Here is a 15,531-nt window from a genome sequence, read left to right on the forward strand (position 1 = left end):
CGCGATCAGCCCGCCCGTGGGAGGCAATCCAGTGACGTCCATTCAACAGCTCGATGCGCAGACGGTGTTGGCCGGCATCGACGAACTTCTGCCGAAGCTGCGCGAGCGGGCTCAGGCCACCGAGGATCTGCGCCGTCTGCCCGACGAGAACGTGCAGGACCTCCAGGACGTCGGGTTCTTCCGACTGATCCAGCCCGAGCAGTGGGGCGGCCTGCAGTGCGACCCGACGGTCTTCTACGAAGCGGTTCGCCGGTTGGCCAGCGCCTGCGGTTCGACCGGGTGGGTGGCCGGCATCCTCGGCATCCACAACTGGCACCTGGCGCTGTTCGACCAGAAGGCCCAGGAGGACGTCTGGGGCGCGGACAGCACTGTCCGGGTGTCGTCGTCGTACGCACCGATGGGTGTGGGCGTGGTGACCGAGACCGGCGACGGTTACCTGGTCAACGGCGCTTGGAACTGGTCCTCGGGTTGTGACCACGCCAGTTGGGCGTTCCTCGGCGGGCCGGTCATCAAGGACGGCAAGCCGGTCGACTTCGGCAGCTTCCTGATCCCGCGGACGGACTACACGATCGACGACGTGTGGCATGTGGTGGGCCTGCGCGGTACCGGCAGCAACACCGTGGTGGTCAAGGACGTGTTCGTGCCCCGGCACCGCTTCCTGTCCTACCGCGCCATGAACGACGGCACCGCAGGCGGTTACCAGACCAACTCCGCGCCGGTCTACAAGATGCCGTGGGGCACAATCCATCCCACCACCATCTCGACCCCCATCGTGGGCATGGCCTATGGCGCGTACGACGCGCACGTCGAGCATCAGGGCAAGCGGGTGCGCGCGGCCTACGCCGGCGAGAAGGCCAAGGACGATCCGTTCGCCAAGATCCGCATCGCGGAAGCCGCGAGCGACATCGACGCGGCCTGGCGTCAGCTGATCGGCAACGTCGGCGACGAGTACGCGCTGCTGGTGGAGGGCAAGGAGATTCCGTTCGAGCTGCGGGCCCGCGCCCGCCGCGACCAGGTGCGCGCCACAGGCCGCGCCATCGCGTCCATCGACCGCCTGTTCGAGGCCGCGGGTGCCACCGCACTCATGAACGACGCTCCGGTGCAGCGGTTCTGGCGTGATGCGCATGCGGGTCGCGTGCACGCGGCCAACGATCCCGAGCGTGCGTACATGATCTTCGGCAACAACGAGTTCGGCCTGCCGCCGGCCGACACGATGGTCTGATGACGGACTTCGCCGTCGAAGCTGCCCAGCAGCAGGAGGTCACGTTCGAGTCGACGTCGCGGTTCGCGCAGGTGCGCGACGACATGCGGCTGCACTACCACGAGGCCGGCGATCCGTCGGCGCCGACGGTGGTGCTGCTGCACGGCGGCGGACCGGGCGCCTCGAGCTGGTCGAACTTCAGCCGCAACATCGGCGTGCTGGCCAGCCGGTTCCATGTGCTGGCCGTTGACCAGCCCGGGTACGGGCACTCGGACAAGCACACCGAGCACGAGCAGTACAACCGGTACAGTGCCACCGCGCTGCTGAACCTGTTCGATCACCTGGGCATCGAACGCGCCGCGCTGGTGGGCAATTCGCTCGGCGGTGGCACCGCTGTGCGTTTCGCGCTGGACAATCCGAAGCGCGCGGGCCGGCTGGTGCTGATGGGTCCGGGCGGGCTCTCGGTCAACCTGTTCGCGCCTGACCCCACCGAGGGCGTCAAGCTGCTGGGCAGGTTCGCCGCCGAACCCACGCGCGAGAACATCGAGAAGTTCCTGCGGATCATGGTCTTCGACCAGAGCCTGATCACGCCGGAACTGGTCGAGGAGCGCTTCCAGATCGCCAGCACACCGGAGTCGCTGGCCGCGACCAAGGCGATGGGCCGCTCGTTCGCCGGCGCGGACTTCGAGCTCGGCATGATGTGGCGCGACGCCTACAAGCTGCGTCAGCGCGTGCTGCTGATCTGGGGCCGCGAGGACCGGGTCAATCCGCTCGACGGGGCGCTTGTCGCGCTCAAACAGATTCCGCGTGTACAGCTGCACGTTTTCGGGCAGTGTGGACATTGGGCACAGCTGGAGAAGTTCGATGAGTTCAACAAGCTCACCATCGACTTCCTGGACGGACAGTAGGGAGGCACCGCGATGAGCATCCGGTCACTGGGTTATCTGCGCATCGAGGCCACCGACATGGCCGCGTGGCGCGAATACGGGCTGAAGGTCCTCGGCATGGTCGAGGGTTCGGGTACCACCGAGGGTGCGCTGTACCTGCGGATGGACGAGTTCCCCGCGCGCCTGGTCATCATCCCGGGCGATCACGACCGGCTGCTGCAGTCGGGCTGGGAGACCGCCAACGCCGGTGAGCTGCAGGAGATTCGGAATCGTCTCGACGCCGACGGCACGCCGTACAAGGAGGCCACCGCGGCCGAACTTGCGGACCGCCGCGTCGACGAGATGATCACGTTCGATGATCCGTCGGGCAACACCCTGGAGGTGTTCCACGGTGTCGCGCTCGAGCATCGCCGGCTGGTCAGCCCCTACGGGCACCGCTTCGTCACCGAGGAGCAGGGCCTGGGCCACGTGGTGCTGACCACGAAGGACGACGCCGAGTCCACCCGCTTCTACCGCGACGTGCTGGGCTTCAAACTGCGGGACTCGATGCGGCTGCCTCCGCAGTTGGTGGGACGGCCCGCTGACGGTCCGCCGGCCTGGCTGCGGTTCTTCGGGGTCAACCCGCGGCATCACAGCCTGGCGTTCATGCCCGGCGAGACGCCCAGCGGCATCGTCCACCTGATGGTCGAGGTCGAGAACAGCGACGACGTGGGCCTGTGCCTGGACCGCGCACTGCGGCGCAAGGTGCCGATGTCGGCCACGCTTGGTCGCCATGTCAACGACAAGATGCTGTCGTTCTACATGAAGACCCCCGGCGGCTTCGACGTCGAATTCGGCTGCGAGGGACTCGAAGTCGACGACCACGGCTGGATCGCGCGGGAGAGCACCGCGGTCAGCCTGTGGGGCCACGACTTCAGCATCGGGTTCAAGTAGGCGGGACTGAAGATGAGCGGTGCACCCGGTGCAGGCATCGACCCGCGCACATTTCGCACTGTGCTCGGTCAGTTCTGCACCGGCGTCACGATCATCACGACCGTGCACGAGGACAAGCCGGTGGGATTCGCCTGTCAGTCGTTTGCGGCGTTGTCACTGGACCCGCCCCTGGTGCTGTTCTGCCCCACGAAGGTGTCGCGATCGTGGACCGCGATCGAGGCCAGCGGGCGATTCTGCGTCAACATCCTGCATGAGAAGCAGAAGGACGTGTCGGCGCGGTTCGGGTCCAAGGAACCGGACAAGTTCGCGGGCATCGACTGGACACCGTCACCGCTCGGGTCGCCGGTGATCGACGGCACGCTGGCGCACATCGACTGCACGGTCGCTTCGGTGCACGACGGCGGTGATCACAACGTGGTCTTCGGGAAGGTGCACTCGCTGTCGGAGGTGCCCAAGAAGAAGCCGCGACCGCTGCTGTTCTATCGGGGTGAATACACCGGCATCGAACCGGACAAGAACACCCCGGCGCAGTGGCGCGACGATCTTGAGGCGTTCATCACCGCCACGACGCCCGACACCTGGCTCTGACCCCAACACAGGTTGCGCCGGAGCCCGCCACCCGTCGCCGAAAGTTGACTTGCTGACCCGTTTTCCCAGGAAGAGGCGCGAAGAGCCAACTCGGGGCGCAGAGAAAGGGCTAGACGCAGCCCATGGCGCACGCGTCAGCCGGCACCGAGTTCTCGGTGTCGATCGTGGCGGGCGGCTGATTCTGCGTGAGATCGAGGTCGTGATCCAACTCGGGCATCATCGGCAACATATTGCAGACGAAGCCCAAGGGGCCGCAGGGCGGCGGGCCGCCGGGATCCGCGCTGGCAGTGCCCGCGAATGCGACCGCAGCAGCGGTGCCGGTGGCGGCCGCAAATGTCGCTATCGCTGCTCGTCTCAACACAAGGAGTCACCCTAGTGGGTGGCCTCTACGCCAGCGGCCGTCCCGGCCAAATAACACGCGTGTGATTCATTCACATTGTGGATAATCCCTGTGGATAACTACAGGTGTGCGTCGATGAACTCCACGATCGCGGCCGCCACTTCGCGGTGCTCGATGTCGTTGAGCACGTCGTGGCGGGAATCCGTGAACTCACGCAGTTGCAACGCCTCGATCTGCTCGGCATAGGCGCGCACCGCGCCGACGGGGCCGATCGGGTCCCCACTGCCGTGGACCGCGAGCGTGGGGGTCGTCAACGTGGGCAATTCCGATCCCATGCGGTCCCAGGCAGCGTCGAGTTCGCGGCCCAGTGCGGCCCCGTCGGCGTCGACGAACGCCAGCGGATCATGTTGCAACGAGTCGAGATAGAACGGGTCCCGCGAGAGCCAGGACGGGTCGAGGTTGAAAGAGGTGTCTGCGTCGAGCATCTCGCGCAGCGGGACCAGCGGTGCACCGGAGATCACGCCCGCGCGATACCGATCCGGTTCCGCGAGCAGCCGAAACAGGGTCACCACCGATCCGAACGAATGCCCCTGCGCCACCAGCGGTAATCCAGGGTGTTCTCGGGCGACGTGCTCGGTCAGTTGATCGGCGAGCGCCGAACTCGCGGCGGCGGAGACGAAGTCGCCGCGCGCACCGGGACTCAGACCGTGGCCGTACTGATCAACGGCCCACAGGTCGAATCCGGCGGCGTTCAACGCGAAGCCGTAGCGGTGATACAGGCCTGTGTGCTCGCCGAAACCGTGCAGAAAGACGATTGCCGCGCGAGGTTCGGGCGCGGCCCAGTGTCGGTAGTAGACCGGACCGCGGTCGGTGTCGAAGACGGGCATGGCGTCGACTGCACCACGCGCGGACACTGTGCCGCAAGCATTCTGCGCATTCGCGTTGGGTCGTTGCCGGGCCAGGGAATGTGGGGAACACTCCGGAGCGCAGGCGATGCCAGCCGGCCATCATGTCCGAGATGTTTCCGACCCGGATGAGGTATTCCGGTGTCTCCCTTGGCTATCAGGTCACTGCGATCGCCGCGGGTTCGGTCGCTCCGAGCATCGCGACCGGGCTGCTCAAGAAGTACGACTCCTCGTATACCGCTGAGGTGATTCCTTGACGTGTGGGACCCCACGTGTGGACCACTGGGCAGCTGTCGGGAGCGGCGCGAGGCTCGGATTGTCCGCAGCGGAGGGCCTCCAGCTGGAGATTTGCGGGTTCGGCCACATCGGCAAGGGGTGTCCGAGGGCTATGAGCGGACGTCGCGAACGGAGCCCTCCACAGAAAAGGTCAACCGACTAACATTCTGCGCGACCCCCTTTGTGGAAGCCAATTGAGCCTACCCTAAAGTAGGTAAGGCAAACCTATTGTGACTAAGGTAAATTTCAGGTAATTTTCAGCCGTTCCTCAGTTAACCCCCTAACCACCAGGGAGATCTACGTGCAACATCCTGGCTTTTCCGCCATCGCCGCTACGCCGGTCGTGACCCGCAAGGACAAGCTCGCGCTTGCCACGGTCGCAGTGCTGGGCGCCAGCGCCATTGCCGTCACGCCGGTCGTGGCGCCGAACGCCACGACGGCTCTTCCGCAGGTCCAGAGCCATGCGTACGACCTGACGGCTGCGCTGAACGCCACCGCCTCGCCGCTGGAGATCTACGGCTCCGTTTTCAACGAAACGTTCAACAACCTGAGCCTTCTCGGCTCTGCGGTGGTGAACGACCCGGCCCCGCTGCTGAGCCAGGTGCTGGAGAACCAGAAGGGCTACCTGGAGAAGATCTTCGGGGCGTTCGGGTCCATCCCCACCAGCGTGGAGACCTGGTGGGAGGGCAGCAACGGCAAGGCCCGTCTGGACATGGCCAGGGTCGCGCTGGAAGCCGGCGACCTCGGCGAGGCCTACCGCTGGTTCAACCACTCCATGCTGTACGCGTTCAACGCAGCCTTCGGTCCGCTCATCGCACCGGGTGTCTTCCTGTCGGGCATCCCGCGCGGCGGGACCGAGTACTTCGCGGGCATCCCGGAGCAGATCGCGCAGAACTTCACGAACCTGGTCGCGGCCACCTTCACCCGTGCCGTCGTCGTCACCGGCCTGTTCCAGGGCGTGTTCGGCACCATCAGCGGCGCGGTGTTCGAGCTCACGCGCGTCGTAGGGGCGACGGTCGAAGCGATCAGCAAGGGCGACATCGTGGGCGCCCTCAACGCCGTGATCAACACCCCGGCGATCCTCGCCAACGCGGTGCTCAATGGCTTCGACTACGCCGATGAGGATCCGGAGACCGGCACCGGTGGCTACGCCGAGTGGCCGGCCCTGCTCACCTTCGCCGAGCCGGGCGAGACGGGCGCCGTCGCCGGTCTGTTCCAGACCCTGCTCATCAACATCCCCAAGCAGCTGGCCGCCGCCATCGCGCCGCCCGCCCCGACCACGACGACCGCCCTGGTCTCCGAGGTCCCAGCCGGCGTGCTCGACGCGCCCGCGCTCGAGACCGTGGACCCGGAGCCCACGGTGGAGCTCGACAAGGTTGAGCCGGCCGTCGAGAAGGCCGCACCGGTCGTTGAGCTCGTGAAGGTCGAATCCCCTGCGCCGGTCTCGACCGATGTCGAGGAGGGCACCGCTTCCGAGGGTGGCGCGGCCAGCCTCGAGGGTGACACCGAGGGCAAGACCACCGCGGCGGATCGAATCAAGGCCAAGATCAGCGAGGCCAAGGAGGCCCGCGAGGCTCGCGCCCAGGTCGTCAAGGAGCGGGTCGAGGCCGCCAAGGAGAAGGCTGCCGCCGCCCGTGAGGCTCGCGCCGAGAAGAGGGCCGGTGCCGCCAAGGAGAGCAAGTCGAGCGACTCGACCGACTCCGGCAGCAGCTCCAGCAGCTCCAGCGGCGGTTCGGATTCCGACTCCTGACGCATGATGCATCGAACGCGAACGCGCTGAGACGCATATGAGGCGGGCCCCCTTCGACACTGTCGAAGGGGGCCCGTTCGCATGTCAGGATCCCAAATCACCGCAGCCAGGCGCCTATTCGTTCGACTGCGGCGTCGATGTCGGAGGTCGGTCCGGCGAACGACAGGCGCACATACGATCCACCGCGAGTGGTGTCGAAGTCCACACCGGGAGCGATCGCGAGACCGGTGTCGGCCAGCAGGCGCTCGCAGAAGGACAGTGAGTCATCGGTGTACTTCGAGACGTCGGCGTAGACGTAGAACGCCCCGTCGGTGGGCGCCAACCTGTCGAGTCCGATGCCCCGCAGGCCGTCCAGCAGACGGGTCCGGTTGGCGCCGTAGTGCTCCAGATGGCCCTCGGCCTCGGCCACCGACTCCGGTGTGAACGCGGCGACGGCGGCCACCTGCGACAGCGTCGGCGGGCAGATGGTGAAGTTCCCGGTCAGGCAGTCCACGGTGCGCCGCAGCGACTCAGGCACCAGCAGCCAGCCCAGGCGCCACCCGGTCATGGCGAAATACTTCGAGAAGCTGTTGACCACGAACGCGTCGCGGGACGTGCTCCATGCGCAACTGGTCTGCGGCGCACCGGGATACACCAGCCCGTGGTAGACCTCATCGCTGATCAGCCGAATCCCGGACTCCGCGCACCAGGACGCGATCGCGGCCAGTTCGGCCGGCTCGATCACGGTCCCGGTGGGGTTGGCCGGACTTGCCACGATCACCCCGTCCAGCGGCCGTTCGGCATGAGCCTGCGCCAGCATCTCGGCCGTCGGCTGGAACCGCGTGTCGGGCCCGCACGGCAGTTCGACGACCTCGCATCCGAGCGCCGAGAGGATGTTGCGGTAGCACGGGTAGCCCGGGCTGGTGACCACGACGCGGTCCCCGACGTCGAAGCACGCGAGGAAGGCCAGCAGGAAACCACCCGAGGATCCAGTCGTGATCACGACGTCGTCGCGGTCGACGTTCACGCCGTGGTTGGCGGCGTAGGACGCCGCGATCGCATCACGCAGTTCCGGAATGCCCAATGCGACGGTGTAGCCGAGTTGATTGGCCTCCAAGGCGGCGGCCGCCGCGGCGCGGACGGGTTCGGTCGCCCCGACGCTGGGTTGGCCCGCCGACAGATTGACCAGGTCACCGTGGGTGCGTTGGCGTTCGGCGGCGGCCAGCCAGACGTCCATGACGTAGAACGGCGGGATGCCCGCCCGCAGCGCGGTCTTCACGCTACGAGGCTACGTCAGCGCCTCAGCCTCGAGATTGCGCAGGACCTCGGCCGGCTGGCCCAGCAGTTGCGCGGTGCCGTGCGCGCGCTTGAAGTACAGCTGGATGTCGTGCTCCCAGGTGATGGCGATGCCGCCGTGGATCTGGACGGCTTCTGCGACGACGTCGGTGAAGGCCTCCGACGCGGTGATGTGGGCCAGCGCCGCGGTGGTCGGGGTCAGGTCGGCCACGGCCTCCTCGACGACGGCCCCGGCGGTCTGCACCTTGACGTACAGGTCGGCCATCCGGTGCTTGAGGGCCTGGAAGCTGCCGATGGGCCGGCCGAACTGCACGCGTTCCTTGGCGTAGGCCACGGTCAGGTCCAGGCAGCGGGACGCCGCACCGACCGATTCGGCGGCGAGCAGCACGGCCGCGGTGTCGGCCAGCCCGGGATCGGCGCCCAGCGGTTCACTGCTGCTGGGGGCGAGCTTGGCCAGCCGACGGGTGCGATCCATCGTCGGGTGGGCCTCACCGCTGAACTCGGTCCACCGGATCAGGGCACCTTCGGCAACCCCGATGACCACGTCGGCGACGTCGCCATGGATGACGTAGTCGGGATCGAACGCGACCGCACCGATCGCGGCGCCGGCGGCCAGTTGTTCGAGGGTCTCGGTGTCGGGTTCGTCGGCGGCCAGCAGGGCCAACTCGACGAGCGTTGTGCCGAGCAGGGGAGTGGGGACCAGCGCACGGCCCAGTTCGGTGAACACCGCGGCGGCGTCGGCCAACTCGCCGCCCGCACCGCCGAACTCCTCCGGGACCACCAGGGCGGCGACGCCGACCTGTTCACACAGCATCTGCCAGAGCTTGGCGTCGTAGCCGAGCTCAGAGTCCATCGCCGCTCGAACCTGTTCGGGTCCAGCGTGTTTGGCGACGAGGTCGCGGACCGTCTGGGTGAGCAGGTTTCGTTCGTCAGACATCTACAGTGCCTCCAACAGCCGTCGACGGTGTGCGGTCGGGGTACCCCAGGCTGAGCGCAGCGCCTGCACGCGCAGCAGGAGCAGTCCCAGGTCATGTTCCTGGGTGAAGCCGATCGCCCCGTGTGTCTGCAGCGCCGACCGCGCGGCGAGCAGGCCGGCGTCGGCGGCGGCGACCTTGGCCGCGCTGACGTCACGCGCGGTGTCCGGCGTCCGGTCCGCCAGCGACAGTGCCGCACCGTAGACCAGCGGACGGGCCAGTTCGAGGGCGATGTGCACATCGGCGAGCTTGTGCTTGATGGCCTGATATGAGCCGATCACGCGGCCGAACTGCGTGCGCTGCTTGGCATATTCGACCGAGGCGTCCAACAGGGCTTGGCCCGCGCCCACCAACTGCGCGGCGACCGCCAGTGCGCCGAACTCGCTCGCCAGCGCGACGTCGGCGGCCCAACCGTCTCCGGTGGCCGTGACGTCGAACAGCTTCCGGCTCGGATCCACCGAATCGTGGGCCTCGCCTGCGCTGCCCTCCCGGACCTCCTGACCGTCGGACACCAGGATCAGGCCGGCGAAGTCTGCGTTGACTGCGCGTGGCTGTGCCGATGCGCTGACGGTGGCGACCAGTTCACCGGCGGCCAGCGCGGCGCTACGCTCGTCGGAGGACAGCAGGATCGGGGAGACCGCAACGGATTCGGTGACCGGTCCCGGGACGCACCAGTAGCCCAACCGTTCCAAAGCCACCACGAGGTCCACGGGGGATGCCCCGATGCCGTCGTGCTCCTCGGCGACGTTGAGCGCGGTCACACCGAGATCGGCCAGCGTCGACCACACCTTGCGGCCAGGTCCAGTGTCACCGTCGGCCCACGCTCGCACGGCCGCGGGCAGATCGGCGGCACCGAGGGCGGCGTCGATGCTGGACGCGAAGTCCCGCTGCTGATCATCCAGGTCGAATTTCATTTCGCTTTGGCCTCTCGGGGCAGTCCCAGCAGTCGCTCGGCGATGATGTTGCGCTGAATCTCGTTGGTGCCCGCATAGATCGGTCCGCCGAGCGCGAACAGGTGGGCGTCGCTCCAGGGGTCCGCGAGCTCACCGTCGGCACCCTGGAGATCCAGTGCGGTCTGGTGGATGTCGACGTCCAGGTCGGACCAGAACACTTTGGTCACCGAGGACTCCGCGCCCAGTTCGCCGCCTGCGGCCAGTCTGGTCACGGTGCCGAAGGTCTGCAGTCGGTAGGCCTGGGCCTTGATCCAGGCGTCGGCGACGCGGTCGGTGAAGATGTCACGAACCGCGCTGTCCGGCTGCTCTTTCCAGAGACGGACCAGCCGTTCCGCGGCGGCGGTGAACCGGGCGGGGCTGCGCAGCGACATGCCGCGCTCGTTGCTTGAGGTGCTCATCGCCGCGCGCCAACCCTCGCCCGCCACACCGATGACGTCCTCGTCGGGGACGAACACGTCGTCGAGGAAGATCTCGCCGAATCCGGTGTCACCGCCGAGTTGGGCGATGGGCCGCACCGTGATCCCGTCGGCCTTGAGGTCGAACATGAAGTACGTCAGGCCGTGGTGGCGCTGGGCGGTTGGGTCGGAGCGGAAGAGGCCGAAGGCGCGGTCGCCGAACGGGGCCCGCGAACTCCAGATCTTCTGCCCGTTGAGCTTCCAGCCGCCGTCCACCTTGGTGGCGGTGGAGCGGAGCGAGGCCAGGTCGCTGCCGGACTCGGGCTCGGACCAGGCCTGCGCCCAGATCTCTTCGCCGCTGGCCATTTTCGGCAGCACGCGGGCCAGCTGTTCCTCGGTGCCGTGGGCGAAGAGGGTGGGGGCCAACATCGAGGTGCCGTTCGCACTCGCCCGGCCGGGCGCACCGGCGTGGAAGTACTCCTCCTCGTAGGCCACCCACTGCAGCAGTGTGGCGTCGCGTCCGCCGTACTCCTTCGGCCAGGTGATCACCGAGAGTCCGGCGTCGAAGAGGATCTTGTCCCAGCGCCGGTGCTGCTCGAATCCCGCCGCGGTGTCATAGGACTCGGTGGGGAAGTCGGCGCGATGGCTCTCCAGGAAGTCGCGCACCTCGGTGCGGAACGCTGCCGTCTCGTCGTCGAAGTCGAGGTCCATCAGACCCTTTCCCTTAGCTGTGGTTTGACCACCTTGCCGCCGGGGTTGCGCGGCAGAGTGTCCAGGAACTCCACGAAACGTGGCACCTTGAAGTTGGCCAGGTGTTCACGCGTGTGCGCGATGACAGCCTGTTCGTCGAGGTCGGCGTCCGGAAGACGGACGATGAAAGCCTTGCCGACCTCGCCGAGTCGTTCGTCGGGGACGCCGATCACCGCGGCCTCGGCGACGCCCGGAAGGCGCGCCAGCACCTGTTCGATCTCGGCGGGATACACGTTGAACCCACCACAGATGTACATGTCCTTGAGTCTGTCCGTGATGCGCAGATTGCCGCATCCGTCCACGGTTCCGATGTCACCGGTGTGCAGCCAACCGTCCGCGTCGATGGTCGCTGCGGTGGCCTCGGGGTCATCGAGGTAGCCGAGCATCACATTGGGCCCACGCAGCAGCACCTCGCCGGTGGAGTCGATGCGCAGTTCGAAGTCGGCGATCGGGCGTCCACATGTCGTGGCCACCGTCACGGCGTCGTCCTCGGCGCGGCACATCGTGCCGAACCCGGCCGCCTCGGTCAGGCCATAAGCCGTCAACACCGTGTCGATGTCGAGTTCGGACTGCATGCGTTCGATCAGCACCACGGGGACAACGGCGGCGCCGGTCACCGCGAAACGCAGTGAACTCAGGTTGAATTCAGCGCGTTTGGGGTGGTCGAGCAGCGTCTGGTAGATGGTCGGCGGACCGGGCAGCACCGTGGCGTGGTGCTCGGCCACCGCCCGCATGGCCTGCTCGGGATTGAAGGTCAACTGCGGGATCAGCGTCGCCCCGGTCTGAAGGCAGGCAAGGATCCCAGCCTTGTAGCCGAAGTTGTGGAAGAACGGGTTGATGCACAGGTAGCGATCCCTGCTGGTGACCTGCCCGCAGGCCGCCCATGCCGCCGATCCGGCCAGCGATTGTCGGTGTGCGCACAGCACTCCCTTGCTGCGACCCGTGGTCCCGGAGGTGAACAGGATGTCCGAGACGTCGTCGGGGCGGACGGCGGCCGCGCGCGCGTCGGCGATGGCCAGTGCAGCGTCGTCGTCACCGGCGGCCACGAACTGGTCCCAGGTGCCGTCGTCGGTGTCGATCGGGACGCGCACGATGTGGCGCAGCTCCGGCAGTCGCGTGCGATCGAGATCGGCGGCGCGGTCCGCGCCGAGGAACACCCCCGACGCGATGAGCAGCGGTGCCTGCGTGCGGGCCAGGATGTCTTCTGCTTCAGCCGCGGTGTAGCGCGTGTTCAGCGGCACGACGACGGCGCCGGCCCAGTGCGTGGCAAGACATGCGACCACCCAGTGCCATGTGTTCGGTGACCAGATAGCGACCCGGTCTCCGGCGGCGACGCCGTGCTCCACCAGTGCGGCGGCTGCCCGACGCACCTCCTCGCGGAGTTCGGCGTAGGTGAGTGTGCGGTCAGCGGTGATCACGGCTTCGTGGTCGGGCAGTGTTCGGGAGATCCGGTCCAGCACCGCAGGCGTGGTCTGCGGGACGCTCGTCATCGGTGGCTCCTTACCCGTATTGCCTGCTCGTTCCGCGCGCGCCGGCGCTCTCCGGCGGGGATCGTCACCGGGCTAACAAAGCAAGTGCTTGGTAGGTTAGCCTACAGGGATGGAGGAGGTCCAGAAGTTCCGGGCAGAGGTCCGCGAGTGGCTTGCCGACAACTTGGTCGGTGAATTCGCCGCACTCAAAGGCCTCGGCGGACCCGGTCGTGAGCACGAGGCGTTCGAAGAACGGCGCGCCTGGAACCAGCATCTGGCCAAGGCGGGTCTGACCTGTCTGGGTTGGCCGACCGAACACGGCGGACGGGGCCTGTCGGTCGCGCACCGCGTCGCGTTCTACGAGGAGTACGCCCGCGCCGACGCGCCCGACAAGGTCAATCACTTCGGTGAGGAACTGCTCGGGCCGACGCTCATCGCCTTCGGCACGCCCGAGCAGCAGCAGCGGTTCCTGCCCCGCATCCTCGACGTCACCGAACTGTGGAGCCAGGGTTACTCCGAACCCGGCGCGGGCAGCGACCTCGCCAATGTGTCGACCACCGCCGAACTGGATGCGGCGGGTGAGCAGTGGCTCATCAATGGCCAGAAGGTGTGGACGTCGCTGGCGCACTGGGCGCAGTGGTGCTTCGTGGTGGCCCGCACCGAGAAGGGGTCCAAGCGGCATTCAGGGCTGTCCTACCTCCTGGTGCCTCTGGACCAACCCGGGGTCGAGGTCCGTCCGATCGTGCAGTTGACCGGTGACTCCGAGTTCAACGAGGTCTTCTTCGACGACGCGCGCACCGACGCCTCACTGGTGGTCGGCGAACCCGGCGACGGGTGGCGCGTGGCCATGGGCACCCTGACCTTCGAGCGGGGCGTCTCGACGCTGGGCCAGCAGATCCGTTATGCCCGTGAGCTCTCCGGCATCGTCGCACTGGCGCGCAGCAACGGCACCATCGACGACCCGCTGATCCGCGAGCGGCTGACCCGGGCCTGGGTCGGGCTGCGGTCCATGCGGTCGTATGCGCTGGCGACGATGGACGTGGAACGGCCTGGGCAGGACAACGTCTCGAAGCTGTTGTGGGCCAACTGGCATCGCGGCCTCGGGGAACTGGCCATGGACGTCGCGGGTAAGGAAGGTCTGGTGCTCAAGCAGGCCGGCGATTCGGTCGACTTCGACGAATGGCAGCGGCTTTACCTGTTCTCCCGCGCCGACACCATCTACGGCGGCTCCAACGAAATTCAGCGCAACATCATCGCCGAGCGTGTGCTCGGCCTGCCGAGGGAAGTCAAAGGATGACGCTTTCGATCGCACCCAAAGAGATCGACGGACACGGCCTGCTCACCGGAAAGGTCGTGGTGATCACCGCCGCGGCCGGCACCGGCATCGGGTCGGCGGCGGCCCGCCGCGCGCTCGCCGAGGGTGCGGACGTCCTGATCTCCGACTTCCACGAGCGCCGCCTGGGCGAGACCAGGGACGAACTCGCCGCACTGGGGCTTGGCCGGGTGGACTCCGTGGTCTGCGACGTGACGTCGTCGGAGGCCGTGGACGCGCTGATCGCGTCGGCCGCGGAGAAGATGGGCCGCATCGACGTCCTGATCAACAACGCCGGCCTCGGTGGGCAGACACCCGTGATCGACATGACCGACGACGAGTGGGACCGCGTCCTCAACGTCACGCTCACCTCGGTGATGCGCGCGACCCGCTCGGCGCTGCGCTACTTCCGCGACGCCGGTCACGGTGGCGTGATCATCAACAATGCCAGCGTATTGGGTTGGCGCGCACAGCATTCCCAGTCGCACTACGCCGCGGCCAAGGCCGGTGTGATGGCGTTGACCCGGTGCAGCGCGATCGAGGCGGTCGAATACGGCGTGCGGATCAACGCGGTGTCGCCGAGCATCGCGCGGCACAAGTTCCTGGAGAAGACCAGCTCGGCCGACCTCCTGGACCGGCTGGCCTCCGACGAGGCCTTCGGCCGCGCGGCCGAACCCTGGGAGATCGCAGCGACCATGGCCTTCCTGGCCAGCGACTACTCGAGCTACCTCACCGGTGAGGTCATCTCGGTGTCGTCGCAGCGTGCTTGACCTGCTGATCAGGCTCGATATCGGGTAGGGCGCGGCGGCACACTTCGGCGGCGTCTTCGTCGGACAGTCCGAACAGGCGCAGCACCCGTCGGGTGACGTCGTCGGCAGTGGCGGCGTCATCGCGTTCGGGCTGGCGAGTGAGCAGGTTTCCCATTCCCAGAAGGGCTCCACCTGCCAGCGCCAGCGCCAGGTCGGGATCGTCGAGATGGAAGCGGCCCGCGGCCAAGGCCAGCGCGATGTCGCGTTTGGCGCGAGGTGCCAGGCCGCGGTCCGAGGACAGCAGGTCCGTACCGTTGGCCAGTAGGATCCGGCTCTCCTGTGGGCGACGGCGAAAGAGTCGACCGGTCAGGCGAAAGCTCGCCGCGAAGGTCTCGGCGGGATCATCGATGGCGGCGGTCAACTGGTCCAGCAGCGCGCCGTGGGCGTCGAGAACCTCGGCGACCGCGGCCTCGAAAAGCTGTTCCTTGCTGTCGAAGTGGTTGTAGAAAGACCCCATCCCCACGTCGGCGGCCTGGGTGATGTCGAGGATCGGCACGGTGAGGTTGCCTGCGGCGATGAAGGACTGCGCAGCCTTGATCAGGGCGGCGCGGGTGCGCTGCTTGCGGCGCTGCAACCGATTGACGGAGGCGTCGGACAGTTCTGTCATGTCGTCTTTCGATCAGGTGCCGCCAACCTATCAGACGTCAGTACTGACGAAACCCTCAGAACTGCTTGACTGATCATATCGTCGGATGTGAGGATTCCGTCAGTAAC

General features: G+C 67.2%; 15 protein-coding genes and 1 pseudogene. 8 read left to right on the forward strand and 8 right to left on the reverse strand.

From position 1 onward, the window contains the following. The first annotated feature begins 31 nt into the window (after positions 1 to 31). Genes hsaA through hsaB form a run of 4 tightly spaced genes read left to right on the forward strand, consistent with a single transcriptional unit; the run spans position 32 to position 3,609 of the window. Positions 32 to 1,222 carry a 3-hydroxy-9,10-secoandrosta-1,3,5(10)-triene-9,17-dione monooxygenase oxygenase subunit gene (gene hsaA / locus G6N34_RS00465; protein ID WP_085155856.1) on the forward strand — a complete coding sequence of 397 codons (1,191 nt, stop codon included), beginning with the start codon at positions 32 to 34 and terminating at the stop codon, positions 1,220 to 1,222. Beyond that, a complete protein-coding gene (gene hsaD / locus G6N34_RS00470) occupies positions 1,222 to 2,109 on the forward strand; it encodes a 4,5:9,10-diseco-3-hydroxy-5,9,17-trioxoandrosta-1(10),2-diene-4-oate hydrolase (protein ID WP_085155709.1) in 888 nt (295 codons plus the stop codon). The genes hsaA and hsaD overlap by 1 nt, the downstream gene beginning before the upstream one ends. Before the next feature lie 12 nt (positions 2,110 to 2,121). After that, entirely contained in the window at positions 2,122 to 3,021 is a 900-nt protein-coding gene (gene hsaC, locus G6N34_RS00475) for an iron-dependent extradiol dioxygenase HsaC (protein WP_085155711.1), read from the forward strand. A gap of 12 nt (positions 3,022 to 3,033) precedes the next feature. Further along, a complete protein-coding gene (gene hsaB, locus G6N34_RS00480) occupies positions 3,034 to 3,609 on the forward strand; it encodes a 3-hydroxy-9,10-secoandrosta-1,3,5(10)-triene-9,17-dione monooxygenase reductase subunit (RefSeq protein ID WP_085155714.1) in 576 nt (191 codons plus the stop codon). Positions 3,610 to 3,718: 109 nt separating this feature from the next. Here hsaB and G6N34_RS00485 read toward each other — a convergent pair whose 3' ends face one another. Continuing rightward, positions 3,719 to 3,970 (reverse strand): hypothetical protein, encoded by a 252-nt coding sequence (locus tag G6N34_RS00485; RefSeq protein ID WP_085155717.1) that lies wholly within the window; start codon positions 3,968 to 3,970, stop codon positions 3,719 to 3,721. A gap of 98 nt (positions 3,971 to 4,068) precedes the next feature. Beyond that, complete coding sequence (locus tag G6N34_RS00490; RefSeq protein WP_085155719.1) at positions 4,069 to 4,836, reverse strand: alpha/beta fold hydrolase; 768 nt, start codon at positions 4,834 to 4,836, stop codon at positions 4,069 to 4,071. 110 nt (positions 4,837 to 4,946) lie between these two features. Between G6N34_RS00490 and G6N34_RS00495 the strand changes: the two are divergent. Further along, positions 4,947 to 5,087 (forward strand): annotated as a pseudogene (locus G6N34_RS00495) (MFS transporter); the annotation flags it as partial. A 344-nt stretch (positions 5,088 to 5,431) separates the two neighbouring features. Next, positions 5,432 to 6,880 (forward strand): hypothetical protein, encoded by a 1,449-nt coding sequence (locus tag G6N34_RS00500; protein WP_234813081.1) that lies wholly within the window; start codon positions 5,432 to 5,434, stop codon positions 6,878 to 6,880. Between the two features lie 97 nt (positions 6,881 to 6,977). Here G6N34_RS00500 and G6N34_RS00505 read toward each other — a convergent pair whose 3' ends face one another. The 5 genes from G6N34_RS00505 to fadD3 are packed head-to-tail and all read right to left on the reverse strand — an operon-like array spanning position 6,978 to position 12,717. After that, positions 6,978 to 8,096 (reverse strand): pyridoxal phosphate-dependent aminotransferase, encoded by a 1,119-nt coding sequence (locus G6N34_RS00505; protein ID WP_085155863.1) that lies wholly within the window; start codon positions 8,094 to 8,096, stop codon positions 6,978 to 6,980. Positions 8,097 to 8,147: 51 nt separating this feature from the next. Then, the gene (gene ipdE2 / locus G6N34_RS00510; protein WP_085155722.1) at positions 8,148 to 9,092 is read right to left on the reverse strand and encodes an acyl-CoA dehydrogenase IpdE2; all 945 of its coding nucleotides are present in this window, start codon (positions 9,090 to 9,092) and stop codon (positions 8,148 to 8,150) included. After that, positions 9,093 to 10,043 carry an acyl-CoA dehydrogenase family protein gene (locus G6N34_RS00515; RefSeq protein WP_085155725.1) on the reverse strand — a complete coding sequence of 317 codons (951 nt, stop codon included), beginning with the start codon at positions 10,041 to 10,043 and terminating at the stop codon, positions 9,093 to 9,095. Further along, a complete protein-coding gene (locus G6N34_RS00520; RefSeq protein WP_085155728.1) occupies positions 10,040 to 11,188 on the reverse strand; it encodes an acyl-CoA dehydrogenase family protein in 1,149 nt (382 codons plus the stop codon). Before G6N34_RS00520 ends, G6N34_RS00515 begins: the two co-directional genes overlap by 4 nt. Continuing rightward, a complete protein-coding gene (fadD3, locus tag G6N34_RS00525; protein WP_085155730.1) occupies positions 11,188 to 12,717 on the reverse strand; it encodes a 3-((3aS,4S,7aS)-7a-methyl-1,5-dioxo-octahydro-1H-inden-4-yl)propanoate--CoA ligase FadD3 in 1,530 nt (509 codons plus the stop codon). Before fadD3 ends, G6N34_RS00520 begins: the two co-directional genes overlap by 1 nt. A gap of 109 nt (positions 12,718 to 12,826) precedes the next feature. Between fadD3 and ipdE1 the strand changes: the two genes are divergently transcribed. Next, positions 12,827 to 13,993, forward strand: a complete 1,167-nt coding sequence (gene ipdE1, locus G6N34_RS00530; protein ID WP_085155733.1) for an acyl-CoA dehydrogenase IpdE1 — start codon at positions 12,827 to 12,829, stop codon at positions 13,991 to 13,993. Next, positions 13,990 to 14,778 (forward strand): (5R,7aS)-5-hydroxy-7a-methyl-1-oxo-2,3,5,6,7,7a-hexahydro-1H-indene-carboxyl-CoA reductase, encoded by a 789-nt coding sequence (gene ipdF / locus G6N34_RS00535; protein ID WP_085155736.1) that lies wholly within the window; start codon positions 13,990 to 13,992, stop codon positions 14,776 to 14,778. Before ipdE1 ends, ipdF begins: the two co-directional genes overlap by 4 nt. Here the strand turns inward: ipdF and G6N34_RS00540 are convergent. Continuing rightward, the gene (locus G6N34_RS00540) at positions 14,750 to 15,424 is read right to left on the reverse strand and encodes a TetR/AcrR family transcriptional regulator (protein ID WP_085155739.1); all 675 of its coding nucleotides are present in this window, start codon (positions 15,422 to 15,424) and stop codon (positions 14,750 to 14,752) included. The two genes, ipdF and G6N34_RS00540, sit on opposite strands and share 29 nt — an antisense overlap. Between the last annotated feature and the right edge of the window lie 107 nt (positions 15,425 to 15,531).

The sequence above is a fragment of the Mycolicibacterium confluentis genome (genome assembly GCF_010729895.1).
Taxonomy (GTDB): domain Bacteria; phylum Actinomycetota; class Actinomycetes; order Mycobacteriales; family Mycobacteriaceae; genus Mycobacterium; species Mycobacterium confluentis.